Below are 19,324 nucleotides of genomic sequence, written 5' to 3'. Positions count from 1 at the left end.
TCTGCGGCGGCGGTACGCGCCGTCGCGGGTACCGTACGATCACGGCATGGAGCTGGGGGCGGTGTCGGGGCAGGTCTCCGCCTTGTTCTCCCGCCGGCCCGCCTGGTTCTCGGACGTGTTGCTCGCGCTCTTCGTCACCGTGATCCAGATTCTGAGCGTCGCCGACTACGCGGTCGGTCTTCCCGAACCGGTCTCCAGGCCGGTCTCGGACTTCGGCAATGCCGGCTACCTCCTGCTGGTCGTGAGCGGGGTGGCCGTCGCCGCCCGTCGCCGGTGGCCGGTCGCGGTCTTCGTCGTCACGGCGCTGGCCAGCCTGGTCTACTTCGGACTCGGCTTTCCCGATCGCCTCTCCTACCTCGGTCTCTTCGTCGCCCTCTACAGCCTCGCCGCCTACGGTGACGGCCGCCGTTCGCTGCGGGTCGCCGCCGTGGGCACCACGGTGCTCGCCGTCGGCTGGTTGGTCGCCGCCGCGGACATCGAGCCGAGGGCGGCGCTCGGCTGGGTCTTCTTCCGGATCGGCGGCTCGGTGATCAGCACGACGCTCGGTGAGTCCGTGCGGTCCCGCCGGGTCATCGCGGCCGACGCGCAGCAGCGGGCAGAGTTGGCGGAGCGTTCCCGCGAGGAGGAGGCCCGGGCCCGGGTCGACGCGGAACGGCTGCGGATCGCCCGGGAGGTCCACGACACGGTCGCGCACGCCATCGCCATCATCAACGTGCAGTCCGGCGTCACCGCGCACGTGCTGGACAAGCGGCCGGAACAGGCCCGCGAAGCGCTGCACACCATCGAACAGACCAGCTCCCGGGCACTACGCGAGATGCGTGCCATCCTCGGGGTCCTGCGTGACGGCGACGAGCGCGAACCCTACCCCGGGCTCGGCCAGATCGACGAGCTCGCCGGCAAGGCCCGCGAGGCGGGGCTGGAGGTCGCGGTCGAGCGGACCTCGCCGGTGACCCCGCTGCCGAGCGCGGTGGGCAGCGCGGCGTACCGCATCGTGCAGGAGTCGATCACCAACGTGATCCGCCACGTCGGCCCGACCCGGGTGACGGTGGTACTCGAACCCGGCATCGACGCGCTGCGGGTACGGGTCGTCGACGACGGGAGCGGCGACTCCTCGCACGTCCCGGCTCGCACCGGCGGTTCACCGGCCACCGGCCGTGGCATCACCGGGATGCGCGAACGCTGCCGCCTGCTCGGCGGCGAACTCGACGCGAGGCCCCGACCCGAGGGCGGGTTCGAGGTCACCGCGCACCTGCCGCTCGCCCCGGTCGGACCGCAGTCGTGAACTCCGCCCCGCCGATCAGAGTGCTCATCGCCGACGACGAGCGGCTGGTCCGGTCCGGCTTCAAGGTCCTGCTCGACCTGGAGGACGACATCACGGTGGTCGGTGAGGCCACCAACGGCGCCGAAGCGGTCGAACTCGCCCGCGCCAGCCAGCCCGACGTGGTGCTGATGGACATCCGCATGCCCCGGCTGGACGGGATACGCGCCACCGGCCAGATCGCCGAGACCAGCGGGCTGGAGCAGGTCAGGGTTCTCATCCTCACCACCTACGACACCGACGAGAACGTCTTCGAGGCCCTACAGGCGGGGGCGAGTGGCTTTCTGCTCAAGGACGCGGGTCCGGCCGAACTCCTGCACGCCATCCGGGTGGTCGCCGCCGGTGACGCGTTGCTCGCCCCCCGGATCACCCGCCGTCTGATCAGCCAGTTCACCGCGCGACGTCGGGCTGCCCGCAGTGGCGAGGACCGGCTGGCGGTCCTGACCGACCGGGAGCGCGAGGTGCTCGCCCTGGTCGGGCAGGGCATGAGCAACGACGAGATCGGTGCCGCGCTCTTCCTCAGTCCGGCCACCGCACGTACGCACGTCAGCCGGACGATGGGGAAACTGGGCGCGCGGGACCGTGCCCAGCTTGTCGTGATCGCCTACCAGACCGGGCTGGTCCCTGCCGCCGGCTGACCGAACGCCGCCGCCACCACCGCCACCACCGCGTCCGCGGCTTCCCGCCCCGCGCGGGACCGTGCAGTGACCCAGGCACTTTTGTCGACGGCTAGGAAAGTTGGATCCGTCTTGACGAAACATCTAGACATCCAAACGTAACGATCGTAGTGTTTGCCTCGCCAGGCAGCGGCGTGCCAGGTCAGGTACAGGACGTCACGATGTCGTCCGTCGGCCGATCACGGTGCGCCGCCGAGCGGTCCGCCGTGCGTGTCACGGTGCGGCGTCGTCCCGCTCACCCTGGGAGGAAACATGTTCCGACCACTCCGACGAGCGCGTACGCCGATTCTCGGCGCGGTCGCCACCGCGCTCGCCGTCGCGACCGTGTGCCTGCCGACCGGCGCCGCCACGGCCGCGCCGCCGCCGCAGGAGCCCGGTGTCACCCTGCGGGTCTTCGACCTCCAGGTCCCGCTGAACAACCTCTGCACCCTCAAGGCCGCCCAGACGCCCAACGTCGACAAGCTGATGCCGACGGTCGACTGGACCAGCGCGGCCGACTTCGGTTTCGAGAACTACTTCCTGGCCCAGGTCCTCGGCAACATCAACATCGCCCAGGCCGGCAGCTACACCTTCCGGCTGCTCAGCGACGACGGGTCGCGACTGCTGATCGACGACGCGGTCGTCGTCGACCACGACGGGCTGCACGGACCGGACCCGAAGGACGGCACGGTCGACCTCGGCACCGGATACCACTCACTGCGCATCGAGCACTTCGAGCGCGACGGCGGCCAGCAGCTGACGTTGCAGTGGCGTACCCCCGGCTCGACGTCCTTCGTGACCGTGCCCAACTCGGTGCTCAGCACCGACGCCGGGGTCGTCCGGGTGACCGCGCCCGGCCGCAAGGAGTGCGAGGCCAGCGGGGACTCGCCCGGTGACGGGCTGCCGCTGACCGCCGTCCACCCGAACTACACGCTGACGAACCTGCGGCCCAGCGGCTTCGAACCGCAGGTCACCGGCTTCGACTGGCTTCCGGACGGGCGCCTCGCGGTGCTCACCTGGGGCGGTTCGCTGACCACCGCCGGCGAGGTCTGGCTGTTGGGCAACGTCACCGGCAACACCAGCCCGGCCCAGGTGACCCGGACCCGGGTGGCCAGCGGGCTCCAGGAACCGATGGGCATCAAGGTCGTCGACGGCAAGCTCTACGTCTCGGAGAAGCACCGGCTGACCGAGCTGAACGACACCAACGGCGACGGGGTGACCGACAACTACCGGACCGTGGCCACCTGGCCGTTCGGCGGCAACTTCCACGAGTTCGGCTTCGGGCTGCTCTACGCCGACGGGTTCTTCTACCTGAACCTGTCGGTGTCGATCAACTACGGCGGTGCCACCACGGACCCGCAGCCGGCGGGGAACCGGGGCACCACGATCAGGGTGAACCGGAGCACCGGCGCGGTGTCGTACATCGCGGGCGGGCTGCGTACCCCGCACGGGATCGGGTGGGGTCCGGAGGGCGGGCTCTTCGTCACCGACAACCAGGGCGGCTACCAGCCGGCGTCCAAGCTGCTGCACATCAAGCAGGACCGGTTCTTCAACCACTACCTCAACCCGGCCGGCCCGTTCGACAACAACCCGGTGACCCAGCCGGTCATCTGGTTCCCGCAGAACGAGATCGGCAACTCGCCGAGCACGCCGGTGATGCTGACCCAGGGGCCCTTCGCCGGGCAGATGGCGATCGGCGACGTGACGTACGGCGGCCTCCAGCGGGCGTACCTGGAGAAGGTCAACGGTGAATACCAGGGCGCGCTGTTCCGGATGACGCAGGGGCTCGAGGCCGGCGTCTCCGAGGTCAGCGTCGGTCCGGACGGCGCCCTCTACACCGGCGGCCTGCACGGCGGCGGAAACTGGGGCCAGGAGGGCAAGCTCAGCCACGGCCTGCAGAAGATCGCCCCGAACGGCAGCACCAACTTCGACATGCTGGCGATGCGGGCCCGGTCGAACGGGTTCGAGATCGAGTACACCAAACCGCTCTCGGCGGCGACCGCGACCGCGCTGGCCTCGAAGTACCGGGTCAAGCAGTGGCGGTACGTCCCGACCGCCGCCTACGGCGGGCCGAAGGTGGACGAGGAGACGCTTTCGGTCTCCTCGGCGACGCTCTCGGCCGACGGCAAGAAGGTCACCCTGGTCGTCAACGGGCTCAAGGCCGGCCGGGTCGTACACGTCCGCTCACCCCGGCCGTTCAGCGCGAGCGACGGCCAGGCACTGTGGAGCACCGAGGTCTGGTACACCCTCAACGCGATCCCCGGCCAGACGCCCCCGGTCAACCTCGCCCTGGGCCGGCCGGCCACGGCCGACAGCTCCTGTTCGGCGATCGAGGGCCCGGCGAAGGCCGTCAACGGCACCACCACCTCCGGCAACCTCGACAAGTGGTGCTCGACGGGCGCCAATCGGTGGTTGCAGGTCGACCTAGGCTCGACGCAGAGCGTGAACCGGGTCGTCGTCGCGCACGCCGGTGCCGGCGGTGAGGCCGCCGGCTGGAACACCCGCGACTTCGCCGTCCAGGTCAGCACCAACGGCACCGCCTGGAGCACGGTCGCGAACGTCACCGGCAACACGGCCAACACCACCACGCACACCTTCGCGGCCACCCAGGCCCGGTACGTCCGGCTCGCCATCACCACCCCGGCGGGCGACGGCAACAACGCGGCCCGGATCTACGAGTTCGAGGTCTACGGCGGCACCGCACCGCCGTCGGCCAACCTCGCCCTGGGCCGGCCGGCGACGGCCGACAGTTCCTGCTCCGGCGCCGAGGGGCCGGCGCAGGCGGTCAACGGCAGCGTGACCGGCGGAAACAGCGACAAGTGGTGCTCGCTCGGCGCCACCAGGTGGTTGCAGGTCGACCTCGGAACCGTGCAGAGCGTGCACCGGTTCGTGGTCCGGCACGCGGGCGCCGGTGCGGAGAACACCGCCTGGAACACCCGTGACTTCACCATCCAGGTCAGCACCAACGGCACCGCCTGGGGCACGGCGGCGACCGTCACCGGCAACACGGCGAACGTCACCACGCACGACATCTCGGCCACCCAGGCCAGATACCTGCGGCTGAACGTGACCGCGCCGACCAGTACCACCGACAACGCGGCCCGGATCTACGAGTTCGAGGCGTACGGCCCCGCCGGGACCCCCGGCCGGATCACGCTCTTCGACGGGTCCAACCTGAACAACTTCCAGCAGCCGAACGGGGCGAACCCGACCTGGCCGCTGGGCAACGGCGGAGTGGAGGTGCTCGGCGGCGACATCCGCAGCCGGCAGAGCTTCGGCGACTTCAGGCTGCACGTCGAGTTCTGGCTGCCGAACCTGCCGGCGGACGTCACCGGGCAGGCCCGGGCCAACAGCGGAATCTACCTCCAGGACCGGTACGAGTTGCAGGTGCTCGACTCGTACGGCGACACCACGCCGGCCACCAACGAGTGCGGCGCCATCTACGAGAAACTCGCGCCGAGGGTGAACGCCGCGACCGCGCCGCAGACCTGGCAGACGTACGACGTGACGTTCCGGGCCGCCCGGTTCGACGCGGCCGGGGTCAAGACGGAGAATGCTCGGGTCACCGTCGTGTGGAACGGCGTCACCGTGCACGACAATGCCGAGATCAACGGGCCGACCGGCGGCGGTGCGCCGGAGGGACCCTCGGTGGGACCGATCCGCCTACAGGACCACGGTGACCCCGGCCCCAACCTCTTCTACCGCAACATCTGGGTCGAGCCGATCGGCTAGGGCCTGTTCAGCAGGATCGCGGCGATCGGTTGATCGCGGCGACGAGGGCCGTGGCCACCCGGACGGCGAGCCTGCCGACCCGGGGCCACGGCCCTCCGGCCGCGCGGCCACGGTGTCCGCGCGGACGCCTCAGCCGCTGACGTGCAGGATCGCGTCGGCGCCGTCGACGGTCGCCTGGTCGAGCGGAGAGTAGCCCTGCCGCGCGGTGGTGTCCGTCCGGGTGCGGGCCGGGGACACCTCGGCGGCCGGGATCAGGCCCCAGTCGGTGACGCGGCGTTGCAGGAAACCTTCGAAGGTGTCCGGCCCGGGCTCGTCGAGTTGGAGAACCGCACTGCGGCCCAGACTCGCCGCGATGCAGAAGTAGCTGCCGATCCCCAGGGAGTCGACGATCGCTCCGGCGCCGAACCAGTCGGCGCTCGTGCCGGCAACGCTCCCGGCCCTACCGGCTCTGCGCAGGTGACCGTTGTGGCCGAAGAGCATGGTCGGGCCGCGCGCCGCCTCGACGCTGCGGATGTCGAGCAGGTTGCGTGCATCAGGGTGTCCCGGGTGGTCAGCAGGAGGCGGAACCGGTCGCTCTGCCCGAGGGGTTGCGCCGCCTGCCAGTGGTAGTGGAGCAGCCCGAGGCCGGCCTCCAACCGCGCCCTGACCCGGAGCCATTCGGCGCGGGAGGTCGCCGCGATCAGCTCCGGTGCGCGGGCGTAGAGCCGGGTGCGCAGATCCTCGCCGATCTCCCGCAGCCGTCCGGCTTCGGGTGTGCCGCCCATCGACATGGCGAAGTCGAGGACCGCCTCGGCGCGGCTCCAGCGACGGTCGTCCCCGGCGATGCCGGCGATGTCGAGGTGCTCGACGCGCAGATAGTCGCGTGCGTACTCGAGATAGCTTTTCGGGCTGGGTGCGCTGGTGTTCTCGGTCGGGGCGTCGAAGCCGTGGAAGGTCACCCGCTCCCGTTCGGGCCGATCCATGTTGTATTCCCGCAGCCAGGCGACCAGCCGCCGGTTGGCCTCCAGGGCGCCGAAGCCGTGCGAAAAACCCTCGCGCAGTACCGAGTCGAGGCTTCCGGTCCCGTGCAGCACGTAGTCGTCGACGGCGAACGCGGCCACCCGGTCGGTCTCGGCGACGATCGAACGGAAGCCGAGCGCGACGAGCTGTGCGAAGAGTTCGTTGCGGATCGCGCCGAACGCGGGTTCCTGGTGGGTGGGCTCGCCCAGGGCGAGAAGATCACATGGCTCGGGTATGAGGTCCCGAATGTCCTGGCTCATGTAGCTTAAACGTACCATTGAATTTCGAGATGAAGCTTTCGCTACGGCCGGTGCGTCACCGTGGCCGACAAGTCTCAACTACGCGGACGACGGCCCCGGCGACGGCGGGGGAGACCCGTGCCGTGCTGTCTCCCCGCGACCGGTCGACGGGGCCGTGCTCGCCGCGGACTGAACGGGTCCGTTCAGCAGGTGGAGTTGGTCTGGGTCAGCAGACCGAGGCGCCAGGGGAGACTGTTGTAGTCGCCGCCGGCGTTGGGGTCCATGCCCTGGTAGAGGTAGCGCAGGTTGCAGGGGCTGACGGTGAGGGTCTGGTCCACGTCGGTGCGGACCAGCTCGCCGTGGCTGATGTCCCGGGTCCAGGCCCCGTCCGGGAAGCTGACGTTGTTGGCCCGGGCGAACGGGTTGTTCTCCTCGGCGGCGAGCACCTGCCACGGCCCGGCGATGTCCGAGGAGGTCCAGGAGCGGAACCAGCGGCGCCCGTCCGAGCCGATCGCCTCGTGGATCAGCAGGTACTGGTCCCGGCCGGCGATCTTGTAGACGTTGGCGGCCTCGAAGAGCCGGTACCGGTCGGGGTCCTGCATGGTGATCACCGGTTGACTCATTCCCTCGGGGAAGTTCGCCAGCGAGGTCTGCGACCGGTAGAGGTGGCCGTTGTCGTCGGAGGAGAAGAGGTGACAGTTGGCGGTGTCGCAGATGACCCACATGTCGACCCAGTAGCCGTCGCCGATGTTGTCCTGGATGATCTGTGGCATGCCGCTGTAGAAGTGTTTCGGTGCGGTCCAGCCGTTCGGGTTGCCGATGTCGGGGTTGGTGGAGTACGACGCGTTGCCGGTCTGGTAGACCAGGTACCAGAGCCGCTGCGGGGCGAAGTAGAACACCTGCGGCGCGGCCCGGTATCCGGTGCCGAGCGGCGCCTGGTCGAGGTAGTGGAAGGGGGCGTTCCCGGCCTGGGACCAGTCGGTGAAGTTGAAGTAGACCAGGTTGTAGCCCGCCGACTTCGCCGTGCTGGCGAAGACGTGGTAGCGGCCGTTGTGATAGACGACCGACGGGTCCTTGATGCCGGCGATCTCACGGTCGTCGTTCTTCGGCCCGACCAGTACGCCGGTGGAGTTCCACCGGAAGCTGGTCGGCAGGTTTCCGGCCGGCGGGTCCGTGGGCGGGTCGGTCGGCGGGTTCGTCGGCGGGTTCGTGGGCGGGTCGGTCGGCGGGTTGGTGACCCCGCCGGTGCAGGTCGTGCCGTTCAGGGTGAACGACGAGGGCACCGGGTTGCTGCCGGTCCACGAGCCGTTGAGGCCGAACGACACCCGCGCGTTGCTGGCGATCGAGGCGTTGTAACCGACGTTTCTCGCGGTGACCTGGGTACCGCTCTGCGTCACCGACGCGTTCCACGCCTGGGTGACCCGCTGCCCCACACCGTAGGTCCAGGTGAGGGTCCAGCCGTTGATCGGATCACCCAGGTTCGTCACCGTGACGTTGGCGCCGAACCCGCCCGGCCACTGGGACGATATCGAGTAGTTCACCGAGCAGCCGGCCGCGACGGCGTGTGCGGGGAGGACGGTCGCCGCCCCGGCTGCGGCGACCATCGCGCTGACCGCCACGAACAGGCCCACTCGTAGTCTGGCTGGTTGTCGCACTGAAGACTCCTTACAGTCGCGCTGGGTGTCGCCGCGCTGGGGGCACGCGGCACCTGGAGATGCCCGCATCGGCTACCGTGCCCCCGGCCGTCGCCGCCGCCCGCCCGTCCGGTCCTACGGGAATCGGTGGGGGCGGCGGCGACGTACACCAGGCCATCGAGCGGCTCGGACGGCCGGCAGGGGCGCCGGTCGGCCGCAGCCCGGGGCGACCGCCGGCAGCGCGGCGCGCAGCGACGAGTGTCCGTGGGCGGCGTGCGCAGCCCTGGCTCCGTCGTGCGCCGCCCTGGCCCGTCGTGCGTTCCTGCCGGCGCGGCCGGGGGACCGATCGAAAGACGTCCCGCGCGTCCTGTCGGCGCCACCCCGGGTGTGGTCCACACCCGTGCCCATGGGTGGCCGCCGATGTGAGCGGTAACATATCGCCTTCTGGGCATCCACCGCAAGATGCGATTTCCGGCGGGCTCGAAAAAGGGCATCGAGCGGCTCGAATGAGCGGTGCGCACCGTTCTTCGCCCGCGTCGTCGACTTTCCCGGCGGCCGCCCAAACTCCCGGCATCCCACGACATTCCGGAGGCAGTCGCGGATATTCTTCGCGTTACCCGCCCGTCGCCGGTCCGCGAACGGGTGCCGGAGAATCCACGGCTACTTCTTGACTCGGCAGTCGGCGTCCATCACAGTCAACCACCACACCATCGGCCCCTCGACTCCGCCGGGTACCCGACCGGCGTGCGACGGCTCGACACCGTTCGTGCCCGTACGCCCGCCGTTCCATGGCTGATGTCGGCCCGGGCCCAGCACCACCCTCCGACACCTGTGACAGCGATGGGACATGCGAGCTACCCGTACCAACGAGACGAGTCTGGTCGTCGCGGCACAGTCCGGCGACCGGCGGGCGCTTGACGAGCTCGTCGTCACGTACCTGCCGATCGTCTACACCATCGTGCGTAGGGCGTTGAGCGGCCATCCGGACGTCGACGACGTCGTGCAGGAGACCATGTTCCGGGCCCTGCGGGAGCTGCGGACGCTGCGGACGCCGGAGAGCTTCCGGTCCTGGCTGGTGGCGATCGCGCTGCGCCAGGTCAGCACGGCTGCGCAGCGCCAGCAGGCCGCCGCCGAGCGCGCCGTGGCCCTGGACGAGGTGGCCGGGGAGCCGGAGGCCGGGGCTGACTTCGAGGACCTGGCGCTGCTGCGCGTGGACCTGTCCGACCAGCGCCGGCAGGTGGTACGGGCCAGCCGCTGGCTCGACCCGGAGGACCGGGCGCTGCTGTCGCTGTGGTGGCTGGAGGTCGCGGGCCGGCTGAGCAGGGCGGAACTGGCCGCGTCGCTGGGTGTCCCGGTGGCGCACGCCGCAGTACGCGTCCAGCGGATGCGCAACCAGTTGGAGCTGAGCCGGGGGCTGGTGGCCGCCTTGGACGCCCGCCCGGGCTGCGACGTCCTCGGGGCCGTGCTGGCGGACTGGGACGGCCAGCCGAGCCCGCTGTGGCGCAAGCGCATCACCCGGCACACCCGGTCCTGCCCGGTCTGTGGCCGATACGGCGATGCGCTGGTCGCGCCGGAGCGCCTCCTCGTGGGCCTGGCGCTGATCCCCGTTCCCGCGGCGCTCGCGGCGACTCTGACCGCGAAGGGCGGAGTGGCCGGAGGTGTCCTCGGCGCGGTGTCGACGGCGGCCGTTTCGGGCGCGAACGGGGTCGGCGGTTCCGGGGCCGTCGGCGCGGGCGTCAAGGCAGGGCTCCTCGGCCAGTTGGGCCAGCTCATCGGGACGCATCCCGTCGTCGCCGTGGTCGCCGCCGGTACGGTGGCCGCCGGTGCCACGGTCACCACCGCGACCTGGCCGGCGGCGGACCCACGGCCACCGCTGCGCATCGCCGCGCCGACCTCGGCACCCACGGCCGCCGGGCCCACCGCCGCACCGACGGTCACCGTCCCCCCGACGTCGGCACCCTGGGCGACCACGCCGGCCGCCGGGCGACCGAGCCGGACCGGTGCCCCACCGTCGAGTACCGAGCCGCGACGGTTTCCGCTGGGGAGCGTGTCGATGGAGTCGGTCAACCAGGTGGGGTCGTTCGTCGCGGCGGTCGACGGCCTCGGACTGCTGACCCCGGTCGGCGCGGAGAGTGACGGTGCGACGCGGCAGCGGGCGACGTTCGAGGCGGTCCCTGGCCTGGCGGACGCGGATTGCGTCTCCTTCCGCGCCGAGGACGGCCGTTACCTGCGCCATTCGTCCTGGCGGGTGCGGCTGAGCGAGGTCGAGGAGAGCCGGCTGTTCCGTGGGGACGCCACGTTCTGTGTGCGGCAGGGCACCGCACCGGACTCCGTGTCGCTGGAGGCGTCGAACTACCCCGGCTGGTTCCTGCGGCACCGGGATCTCCAGTTGTGGGTGGACCAGGTCGTCCAGGATCCCCAGTTCCGGGCTGACGCCTCCTTCCGGACCAGGCCCCCGCTGGGCGGGTAGCACGGCCCATTTCCCGGGCGGTCCCTTCGGCAGCGACCAGGGTCCCGTCCGTCCCTGGACGTCGGCCGGTGCCGGAGGGGCGGCGGCGGCCGACCGCGTCGGCCGGGCCGGCGACCCTGCGGTGCCGGTGTCGATAACAGAAAAACGATGTGAGATATCCGGCGATGGCGGACGGGCCAACTTCGCCGGAAAGTGTTATCTGTCGCCGTTATTCAAAGTCGCTGTCGGACCGGGGTCCGCCTCTGGTCACCCGGTGCGGTAAATTCCGCTACAGACATTGACGCTCACCCTTGAGTACCTCGAAACGGTCTGGCAATATCCGGTACATCCGAAGGAGCGGCTCACCCCGGTTTCCCTGATGTGACGGCAGGTTGCGTGCGCTCGTGTTAGCGCTAACATAGCGTGCGCTCGCGGCTGGCCCGGGACGCCGACGGGCGGGGATGGTCGCGACCAGAGGGAGAAACGCGTGCATCTCGTGGCACGGTCGCCACCGGTCGCGCCCGCCCCGGGACCGGTCGACTGACCCACGGCACACCATGACGCTCGGGATGCGGGAGCGGAGGGACCGCCCTTCCCGCCTCGACCGCACCCCGAGACCGCCCACTGTTGGACGTGGGCGACGGGAGCCGGCGCGGAGTAGGCGACGCGCCGGCTCCCGGCGTGTCCGGTGGAGTCCTGCACGAAGCCGGCGCGCACGAGCGTTCGGGTCTTCGTTTCCGAACGCGTCGTCGGCGACAAGTTGTCGATCATGGTCCGCGAGGCGTGGGGTTTCGACGAGCTGGGCCGACGGGACGAGGCGGGTTCGCCCGCCAGCCGTCGGATCGGCAGACAGGCGAGGTGGGCACCGAGCGCTCAGGTTCAACCCGCGAGACGACGACTGGCGGTCCTAGTTTGTTTGGCTCCCAAACTATTGACAAGCTGCATTCATCGGTGTGAATCTCTCATCAGGGCACCGCCGCCGGAGCCGGGTGGTTGGTGCGGGAGCGCCGGGCAGCCTCCCGCGTACTCGCTCGTGCAACCGACGTCTGGGGATCACTATGTCTACACTCGCCCAACAACTCGATCCGGCCCGGCACCGCGCCACGGCGGTCCTGCGGCTGCTCGCTCTCGCGGTGGCCGGAGCCGTCGCGCTCACCGTGGCCCTGGTTGCCACGCCGGACACCGCGAGCGCGCACGGCTCGACGATCAACCCGGCCTCCCGCAACTACGGCTGCTGGAAGCGCTGGGGCAGCGACTTCCAGAACCCGGCGATGGCCACCCAGGACCCGATGTGCTGGCAGGCCTGGCAGGCCGACCCGAACGCCATGTGGAACTGGAACGGCCTGTACCGCGACGGTGTCGCGGGCAACCACCAAGCCGCCGTGCCGAACGGCCAGCTGTGCAGCGCCGGGCGCACCGGCGGCGTCCGGTACGCCGCGCTGGACAACCCGGGCAACTGGCAGGCCACGAACGTCGGCGCCAACTTCGGTGTCAAGATCCACGACCAGGCGCTGCACGGCGCCGACTACTTCCGGATCTACGTCACCCGGCAGGGGTTCAACCCGCTCAGCCAGCGGCTGGGCTGGAACAACCTCGAACTGGTCCGGGAAACCGGCCGGTACGCGCCGGGCGCTGGCACCCGGGAGAACGACCCGGTGCTGAACGGCGTCTCCAACACCATCAACGTGAGCGCGCCGGGACGCAGCGGTCGGCACATCGTGTACACCATCTGGAAGGCCAGCCACTCCGACCAGACCTACTACTGGTGCGCCGACGTCAACTTCTAGCGGCACGGAGGGCTCGCCCCTGAACCGCAGCACCGCCTGACGTCCCGTCATGGTCAGGCACGGGCCGGGTCCGCGTCACACGTGGACCCGGCCCCTTCCGATTCTGGATCCGCCGCGCCCCGGCGGAGACTAGGAGACGACCCGGAAGGTGGCGTCCTGCCGGTCCGAGGCACTGGAGCCGGCGCTGAGCGGGTCGATCCGCAGCAGGTAGCCACTGTGCCGGAGGTAGCGATCGGGGAGGTTGTACGAGCGGAACGACGACCACGAACTGTCGGCCAGCCCGGCGGTACGGGAGAAGGTCGCGTCGGCCCGGAACGTCGCGCTGTTGTCGTTGGGGTCGAGCCGGATCGCGTGGTCGCTGTGCCGCAGGTAGCTGCCGGGGCGGTTCACCGACTCGAACGACACTCCGGCGGTGTCCGCCAGGCCGGGGACCATCCGCCACATCTGGTCCTGGTACGGGTCGAACGGATAGGGGTCGATCCGGCCGACGTTGTTCGCGTGTCGCACGACGTGGTCGGGCAGGTTGGAGCACTTCAGCCGTACCCAGTTCGGCGTACCCCAGCGGCTGACCAGGCCGCTGTACTCGGCGTCGGTGATGCCGAGGATCGAGCCGTGCTTGCCGTTCAGCGGTGGGGTGTAGTCGCGCTGGTTCAGTTGGCTCCAGGCGTTCGCGGTGATGATGCTGGAGGACCAGGCGTAGTAGTCGGCGTTGACCGGGCTGAACGAGTCACCCCAGAGCCACCACCCGGCACCGTCGTTCCGCTTGACCAGCAGCGGCGCCTCTATCGCGCTGCCCTGTCGCAGGCCGCCGGTGTAGGTGGTGAAGCTGTTCGGGGCGCCCGTGGCGGACCTCGCGCCGTAGAGGTTTCCGTCCGTGAGGTTCTTGTAGTACAGGTAGGTGGTTCCGCCGTCGACGACGATGTCACCGTCGAGGACGCCGGAAGCGGGTCGGAAGAAGGGCTGCGGCGAGCTGACGGAGCGGAAGTCCGTCGTGTAGTTCACCTGGAGGATGTCGCCGCCGTTGTTGCACGAGTAGACGATCGCGTACTCGCTGCGGGAGGCGTCCCAGAACACGGTCGGCGCCCAGGTGTGCGCGTTCAGGGTGTGCATCCGGATCCGGCGGTAGCCGGTGAAGGATTGCAGGTTGGTCGAGTCGTACACGTGCAGGTACTGGCTGTTCCTGCTGAAGTCCGTACCCCTGAGGTCGGTGGCGACCACGACGAAGCTGCCGTCCTGCTTGCGATGCACGAACGGGTCACGCAGGCCGAGCTGGCCGGCGGTCGGGGTGACCACCGGATTGTTCTGGTTCAGCGGGGTCCAGTTGAGTCCGTCCCGGCTGACCGCGAGGTGCAGGCCGTAGTCGGCGCCCTGGAAGCTCGGCGTCTCGGTGAAGTAGGTCATCACGTAGGCGGTGTAGGTCGCCGCCGAGGCGGCTCGCGGGCGGATCGCCAGACCGGTCGCGGTGGCTGCGGCGGAGGCGGCCACACCCAGGGTGAAGGCTCGTCGACTCAGGGGCACGGTAACGACCTTTCTGGGCAGTGGTGCTGGATGTGCCGCCCGCACCGCTCCGGGCGGGGTGTCAGCCCGACCGGCAGGATGCGGCGGGAGATCACATGGGCTGCTGTCGATGTGAGCGCTAACTTATCCCGCTCCCGGCATGTTTGCAAGCATCCTCTTACGGCTGGCAAAGCGCTGGAGCTGATCGGCTGTAGCGGGCTGGCGAGCCTGTTAACGCTCACATCAGCACCGGCGTCGCGGTCGAGGGCGGTGCACATCGAACGGGGCCGAGGGCCGTCTTCGTCGACCTCCCGGCGTCGACCCCGGAGCCCGCGGTCGGCTTCCGGTTGAGTCGGTTGCCCGACAGGTCTGACCGAGTTCGTCGGGATAACCTTCTCCGGTTCTCCGCCGGGCCGGTGAGGGAGTGGGGGACCTGGCTTCTTCGGCGCGGGCCGGTGAGGGGGTGGGGCATGACGAGGCCGGGCTGGTCGGGCGCGCGCAGGATCGTGGGCGCCGCCACCGGAGTTCTCCTGCTCGTCGCCGCCGTCGTCCTGCTCGTACTGGCGGTGACCGCCCACGCCAACCTCCTGCCCGCCATCGCCGGCTGGGCCAACATCCTCGATTTCGTGCTCGCCGCCGTACTGGTGGCCAACGCGGTGTTCGCCTGGGTTCTGCGGCGGTCCGAGGACGGCGCCGTGTCCGGCGAGAAACTCGACGCGTACGCCGCCGACCTCGGCGAGCTGATCCTCGCCCAGTGGCGCGGCGAGGCCGAGTCGCGCCCGCGCCCGATGCGGCTGCGCTGGTCGGCCGGGCAGGCCCCCTCGGTGTACCGGCCCCGGTCCGGCAGCGGTGAGACAGCGGAGATCGTCGCCATGTGGCGCAGGCTGAACCCGCGGCAGTTGGCGGTGCTCGGCGATCCGGGCACCGGCAAGAGCACCTTCGCGAGCCTGCTCGTGCAAGGCCTGCTCGGCGACCCCAGGCCGGGCGAGCCGATACCGGTGCTGCTGTCGATGAACACCTGGAACCCGGTCGGACACCGCCGGGGCGAGCACCTGCACACGTGGATGGCCCGTCGGATCGCCCGCGACTACGAAGCGGACGAACGGACCGTCCGACGCCTGCTGGTCACCCGCCGGCTGCTGCCCGTCCTGGACGGACTGGACGAACTGCCCGGGCCGGCGATACCGGCGGCCATCGATGCCGTGGTCCGGGCCGTCGGCGACAGCCCGTTCCTGGTCACCTGCCGCACCGAGGCGTACCGGCGGGCGGTCGACGCGGTGCAGCAGGCTCCGGCGTCGGTGACGCTGCTCCCGGCGGAACCGAGCGACGTCGAACGCTTCCTCACCGCCGGCGGAGAGCGGGCCGACCGGTGGAGTGCCGTACTGCGGCGGGTGCGGTCGGGCTCGGTGCCGGGGCTGGCCGAGGTCTTCACCGTCCCGCTCATGGTCTCGCTGGCCCGGGACGTCTACGCCGACCCCGCGACCGACCCACGGGAACTCGGCAGGACGGGCCTGCAGCGGCGGGAGGAGATCGAGCGTCACCTCTTCCGCAGGTACGTCGAGACCGCGTACTCGGCGCAGCCGCCCGCGCCGGAGACACCGGCCTCGGCCCGCCCCCGGTACGGCTGGGGCCCGGACCAGGCCCGCCGATGGCTCGGCCACCTGGCCCGGCACACCCGGGCCCGCCAGACGCCGGACATCGCCTGGTGGCAGTTGGGACCGCCGATCCCGTCCGTCGTCGGCCTCGCGCTACTGACCGGGGTCGTCGCCTACGGCCGGAGCGGAACGTCGTACCCGTACCTGGCGGCCACCGCAGCCTCGGTCGCGCTCGCCACCGGCGGACTCCGACCCGGTACGGCCGGCTCCACCCGACCGCTCCGCAGTGTGCTGCGGCTGAACGGATGGAGCCGCAAGCTGCGCGTGGTCGTCGTGCTGGCCGGCGTGGCGGCCACCCTGGGCGGCGGATGGGCGGACGGACCGCTGGGATGGATCCCGGCCGCGATCCTGATGGCGGTGACGCTGAGCACGCTTCAGGTGCTGATCACCGACGTGCAGACGCCAGCGGCCGACCTGGACCTGGTGGACATGCGCCGTTCGGTGGCGGCGGACCGCTCGGCCATGCTGGTGCAGGCCCTCGTCGTCGGGCCGCCGGCCGCCGTGATGCTCACCGCCGTGGTGACCCGGCTGCTGGACCAGCAGGTCGAACTCGCCCACGGGTTCTTCTTCGCGCTGGTGTTCATCGTGGTGCGCAGCGCCTGGGGGCAGCGGATGCTGTTCGCCAGGGCACTGCTCGCGCTCACCGGGCGGCTGCCCTGGCGCTCCGTGACCTTCCTGGAGGACGCGCACCGGCGCCGGATCCTGCGTCAGGTCGGCACCGTCTACCAGTTCCGGCACGCCCGGCTGCGCGACCACCTGGCCGGAGACGGCCGGCCTCCGCACACCACCGCATCCTGACCACCGCGTCACCGAGCGGTGGTCAGGATGCCGAGTCCACTCTCACCGACCCGACGCCGTCCCTACCGACCCGCTCGCCCAGATCCGGATGGCTCGACGCCTGCGCCCGCCGCGGGACGAGAGCGCACTACACCCGCCACTCACCGGCGACCATCAGATCCCGGCCCACGATCTCGTTCGCCTCGCGCCAGGCCTGGATCAGCTCAGGCCGGATCCGGAAGTACGGGTAGTTCCGCAGTTTCCGGGGGTCGAAGCCGGTCTTCGTCGCGAACGCGTCGCCGACCGAGTCGGTGACCTCGCCCACCTCCGTCGCGGAGCCCTCGACGAGCACCACGTCGCGGGTTGGCCCGACAGTGAGCCGAACCCGCCCGTTGGCGCGCAGGTTCCGGGCCGTGGGGTTGGTGGCCGTCGTCGAGACGAGGAGCGTCTCGCCGTCCCAGAGGAACGACAGGGGTACCAGATAGGGCGTGCCCGCCGGGTCGGCGGTGGCGATCCAGGCGTCGACGTCCTGTTCGAGCCGGCGCAGGGTGTCCTCTTTCCGCCGCTCGGGCGGTCGGGGTGGCGGTGTCATGGCGTCGAGCCTCCTGTTGACGGATGACCGATGGTCGTCGATCGGTGTGCGCTGGGCCGGGGCGATCCCCGCTGCCGGCCGTCAGGCCGCCGCCTGCCGGACGAGCGCGCCGACCCGTGCCTCGTCGGCCGGAGCCAACCGCGTCAGGGCGAAGGCGGACGGCCACATGGCGCCGTCGTCGAGGTTCGCCTGGTCACTGAAGCCGAGCGTGGCGTACCTGGTGTTGAACTTCTGGGCACTCTGGAAGAAACAGACGACCTTGCCGTTCCTGGCGTACGCCGGCATCCCGTACCAGAGTTTCGGGGCGAGAGCCGGAGCGTTGGCCCGAATGATCCCGTGCAGCCGCTCGGCCATCACCCGATCCGGCTCCGCCATCTCGGCGATCTTCGCGAGCACCTCCTGCTCCCCGTCCGCCTTCGCCGTACGCCGGTCGCGGCGACCGCCCGCCTTCAACTCCCGGGCGCGCTCCTTCATCGCGGCCCGCTCCTCGTCGGTGAATCCGTCGTACGTCCTGCCGGTCGCCGTGCTGCTGTCGGCGGCCTTCTTCGTGTCCCTCATCGCGGATGTTTCCTTTCCAGCAGTTGGCTGTGACGTGGTTCGGGTGGCGGTCATCGGTCCTGTAGGAGTCCGAGGACGTTGCCGTCGAGGTCGGTGACGGTGGCCACCAGGCGGCCGCCACCGACGTCGCGTACGGGCTCCTGCACGGTGGCGCCCGCGGCGGTGACCTCGGCGAGCTTCGCCTCGATGTCCGGTACGTGCCAGTAGGTCACCGGTGCGGTCATCCGCTGCGGCCCGCCGCCCGGGACGAGCCCGATGTGCTGGCCCTCGACCTCGAAGCCGACGTAGTAGGACGAGGCCGTCTGCGGCGCGACGCCGAGCAGGGCGGTGAACAGGGTCCTGGCCTTCGCCAGGTCGGAGACGGGATGCAGGACGGTCTTGATCCCGTGCGTGGACGAGCCGGTCATGGTTGACTCCCAGGTTCTTCGGTCGGGCGGACCCGATGACGTGGCCGGTGATGACCACGATCAGAGCCTCCGGCACCCGTGACCCGGCCACATCCGTGCCGACCACGGGGACCACCACGGAGTCGCCCCCGAGACGGCCGACCTCCCCGACGACATTCGTCCAAGACGCGAGGCGGGCGGCCCGGGCACCATCGCCGGATGAGTGAGTACGACGACGAGTACCCGGATGGGTTGCACGTGATCCACGACGGGCCGCGGCAGGCGCCGGCGATGCTGCTCATCCACGGATCCGGGGCATCGAGCGGCAACTGGAAGCCGGTGGTCCCGGCACTCGCCGGTCACCACCACGTCGTCCGGGTCGACCTCCCGGGTCACGGCCAGTCGCCGCCGGGGCTCTCCTACGAGGTACCGGCCCAGGCGGGCCGGGTGGCGGCGGTCCTCGACCACCTCGACCTCCGGGACGTCGCCGTGGTCGGACACTCCAGCGGCGGCTACATCGCCACCTCGCTGGCCGAGCAGCGCCCCGCCCTGGTGCGCTCGCTGACGCTGATCAGCACCGGCCCGAGCCCTGACGCGTTCCTGCCCCAGCCGATCCTGCTCCGGGCCCTGCTGGCCCCGCCGCTCGGCCCGCTACTGTTCGCGAGGCGGTCGGACGCGATGATCCGCCGGGGGATCAGCGCCACCTGCGTCCGCCCGGTGGAGATCCCGGACGACGTGGTCGCCGAGCTGCGGGGCATCTCGTACCGCACGCTGCGGACGGTGCTGGGCCGGAACACCGCGTACATCACCGAGCGGAGCGTGCCGGAGCGTCTCGCGGACCTCGACGTCCCGGTGTTGGCGATCTTCGGCGCCGCCGACCCCCGCTGGAGCCCGTCGTTCGCGCGCCGGTACGAGACGGTGCCGAACGGTCGGCTCGAACTGCTGCCCGGCGTCGGTCACGTACCCATGTTCGAGGCGCCCGAGGCGATCGGCGAACTGCTGCTGGGCTTCGCGGCGACGAGCCGCTGACGTCCCGCCGTGACCT

13 protein-coding genes are annotated in these 19,324 nt (G+C 70.7%); 7 read left to right on the top strand and 6 right to left on the bottom strand.

Annotated elements, in window-relative coordinates; translation table 11 throughout:
* Positions 1-46 precede the first annotated feature (46 nt).
* From V1634_RS28760 to V1634_RS28750, 3 genes are all read left to right on the top strand, one after another.
* Positions 47-1,282, top strand: coding sequence for a histidine kinase (locus V1634_RS28760; RefSeq protein ID WP_331210858.1), 1,236 nt, complete (start codon positions 47-49; stop codon positions 1,280-1,282).
* Positions 1,279-1,956: a response regulator transcription factor gene (locus V1634_RS28755; RefSeq protein WP_331210857.1), complete on the top strand. Its 678-nt coding sequence runs from the start codon at positions 1,279-1,281 to the stop codon at positions 1,954-1,956. The genes V1634_RS28760 and V1634_RS28755 overlap by 4 nt, the downstream gene beginning before the upstream one ends.
* A gap of 291 nt (positions 1,957-2,247) precedes the next feature.
* The gene (locus tag V1634_RS28750) at positions 2,248-5,706 is read left to right on the top strand and encodes a galactose-binding domain-containing protein (RefSeq protein WP_331210856.1); all 3,459 of its coding nucleotides are present in this window, start codon (positions 2,248-2,250) and stop codon (positions 5,704-5,706) included.
* A 251-nt stretch (positions 5,707-5,957) separates the two neighbouring features.
* Here V1634_RS28750 and V1634_RS28745 read toward each other — a convergent pair whose 3' ends face one another.
* The gene (locus V1634_RS28745) at positions 5,958-6,965 is read right to left on the bottom strand and encodes an erythromycin esterase family protein (RefSeq protein WP_331210855.1); all 1,008 of its coding nucleotides are present in this window, start codon (positions 6,963-6,965) and stop codon (positions 5,958-5,960) included.
* Positions 6,966-7,147: 182 nt separating this feature from the next.
* Complete coding sequence (locus tag V1634_RS28740; RefSeq protein WP_331210854.1) at positions 7,148-8,599, bottom strand: non-reducing end alpha-L-arabinofuranosidase family hydrolase; 1,452 nt, start codon at positions 8,597-8,599, stop codon at positions 7,148-7,150.
* A gap of 826 nt (positions 8,600-9,425) precedes the next feature.
* Here V1634_RS28740 and V1634_RS28735 point away from each other — a divergent pair.
* Entirely contained in the window at positions 9,426-11,048 is a 1,623-nt protein-coding gene (locus tag V1634_RS28735) for a sigma-70 family RNA polymerase sigma factor (RefSeq protein WP_331210853.1), read from the top strand.
* Positions 11,049-12,085: 1,037 nt separating this feature from the next.
* Positions 12,086-12,814 (top strand): lytic polysaccharide monooxygenase auxiliary activity family 9 protein, encoded by a 729-nt coding sequence (locus V1634_RS28730; protein ID WP_331210852.1) that lies wholly within the window; start codon positions 12,086-12,088, stop codon positions 12,812-12,814.
* 129 nt (positions 12,815-12,943) lie between these two features.
* Here the strand turns inward: V1634_RS28730 and V1634_RS28725 are convergent, their stop codons facing one another.
* The gene (locus V1634_RS28725) at positions 12,944-14,332 is read right to left on the bottom strand and encodes a glycoside hydrolase family 43 protein (protein WP_331210851.1); all 1,389 of its coding nucleotides are present in this window, start codon (positions 14,330-14,332) and stop codon (positions 12,944-12,946) included.
* 449 nt (positions 14,333-14,781) lie between these two features.
* Between V1634_RS28725 and V1634_RS28720 the strand changes: the two genes are divergently transcribed.
* The gene (locus V1634_RS28720; RefSeq protein ID WP_331210850.1) at positions 14,782-16,764 is read left to right on the top strand and encodes an NACHT domain-containing protein; all 1,983 of its coding nucleotides are present in this window, start codon (positions 14,782-14,784) and stop codon (positions 16,762-16,764) included.
* Positions 16,765-16,891: 127 nt separating this feature from the next.
* Here the strand turns inward: V1634_RS28720 and V1634_RS28715 are convergent, their stop codons facing one another.
* The 3 genes from V1634_RS28715 to V1634_RS28705 form a co-directional block, all read right to left on the bottom strand.
* Positions 16,892-17,335 (bottom strand): pyridoxamine 5'-phosphate oxidase family protein, encoded by a 444-nt coding sequence (locus tag V1634_RS28715; RefSeq protein WP_331210849.1) that lies wholly within the window; start codon positions 17,333-17,335, stop codon positions 16,892-16,894.
* Between the two features lie 81 nt (positions 17,336-17,416).
* Positions 17,417-17,893: an iron chaperone gene (locus V1634_RS28710; RefSeq protein WP_331210848.1), complete on the bottom strand. Its 477-nt coding sequence runs from the start codon at positions 17,891-17,893 to the stop codon at positions 17,417-17,419.
* Between the two features lie 50 nt (positions 17,894-17,943).
* Positions 17,944-18,300 carry a VOC family protein gene (locus tag V1634_RS28705; protein WP_331210847.1) on the bottom strand — a complete coding sequence of 119 codons (357 nt, stop codon included), beginning with the start codon at positions 18,298-18,300 and terminating at the stop codon, positions 17,944-17,946.
* A 198-nt stretch (positions 18,301-18,498) separates the two neighbouring features.
* Between V1634_RS28705 and V1634_RS28700 the strand changes: the two genes are divergently transcribed.
* Complete coding sequence (locus tag V1634_RS28700; protein ID WP_331210846.1) at positions 18,499-19,308, top strand: alpha/beta fold hydrolase; 810 nt, start codon at positions 18,499-18,501, stop codon at positions 19,306-19,308.
* Positions 19,309-19,324 lie beyond the last annotated feature (16 nt).

Origin of the sequence: Plantactinospora veratri (assembly GCF_036421995.1) — a bacterium.
GTDB lineage: Bacteria > Actinomycetota > Actinomycetes > Mycobacteriales > Micromonosporaceae > Plantactinospora > Plantactinospora veratri.
Note: the sequence above shows the minus strand (reverse complement) of the source record. Positions and strands in the feature narration are given on the sequence as shown.

Bases quoted from the DNA above. Each gene is read 5' to 3' on its own strand.
- V1634_RS28720 (WP_331210850.1), top strand. From the start codon at position 14,782: ATGACGAGGCCGGGCTGGTCGGGCGCGCGCAGGATCGTGGGCGCCGCC.
- V1634_RS28730 (WP_331210852.1), top strand. From the start codon at position 12,086: ATGTCTACACTCGCCCAACAACTCGATCCGGCCCGGCACCGCGCCACG.
- V1634_RS28750 (WP_331210856.1), top strand. From the start codon at position 2,248: ATGTTCCGACCACTCCGACGAGCGCGTACGCCGATTCTCGGCGCGGTC.
- V1634_RS28700 (WP_331210846.1), top strand. From the start codon at position 18,499: ATGAGTGAGTACGACGACGAGTACCCGGATGGGTTGCACGTGATCCAC.
- V1634_RS28735 (WP_331210853.1), top strand. From the start codon at position 9,426: ATGCGAGCTACCCGTACCAACGAGACGAGTCTGGTCGTCGCGGCACAG.
- V1634_RS28760 (WP_331210858.1), top strand. From the start codon at position 47: ATGGAGCTGGGGGCGGTGTCGGGGCAGGTCTCCGCCTTGTTCTCCCGC.
- V1634_RS28705 (WP_331210847.1), bottom strand. From the start codon at position 18,300: ATGACCGGCTCGTCCACGCACGGGATCAAGACCGTCCTGCATCCCGTC.
- V1634_RS28710 (WP_331210848.1), bottom strand. From the start codon at position 17,893: ATGAGGGACACGAAGAAGGCCGCCGACAGCAGCACGGCGACCGGCAGG.
- V1634_RS28745 (WP_331210855.1), bottom strand. From the start codon at position 6,965: ATGAGCCAGGACATTCGGGACCTCATACCCGAGCCATGTGATCTTCTC.
- V1634_RS28715 (WP_331210849.1), bottom strand. From the start codon at position 17,335: ATGACACCGCCACCCCGACCGCCCGAGCGGCGGAAAGAGGACACCCTG.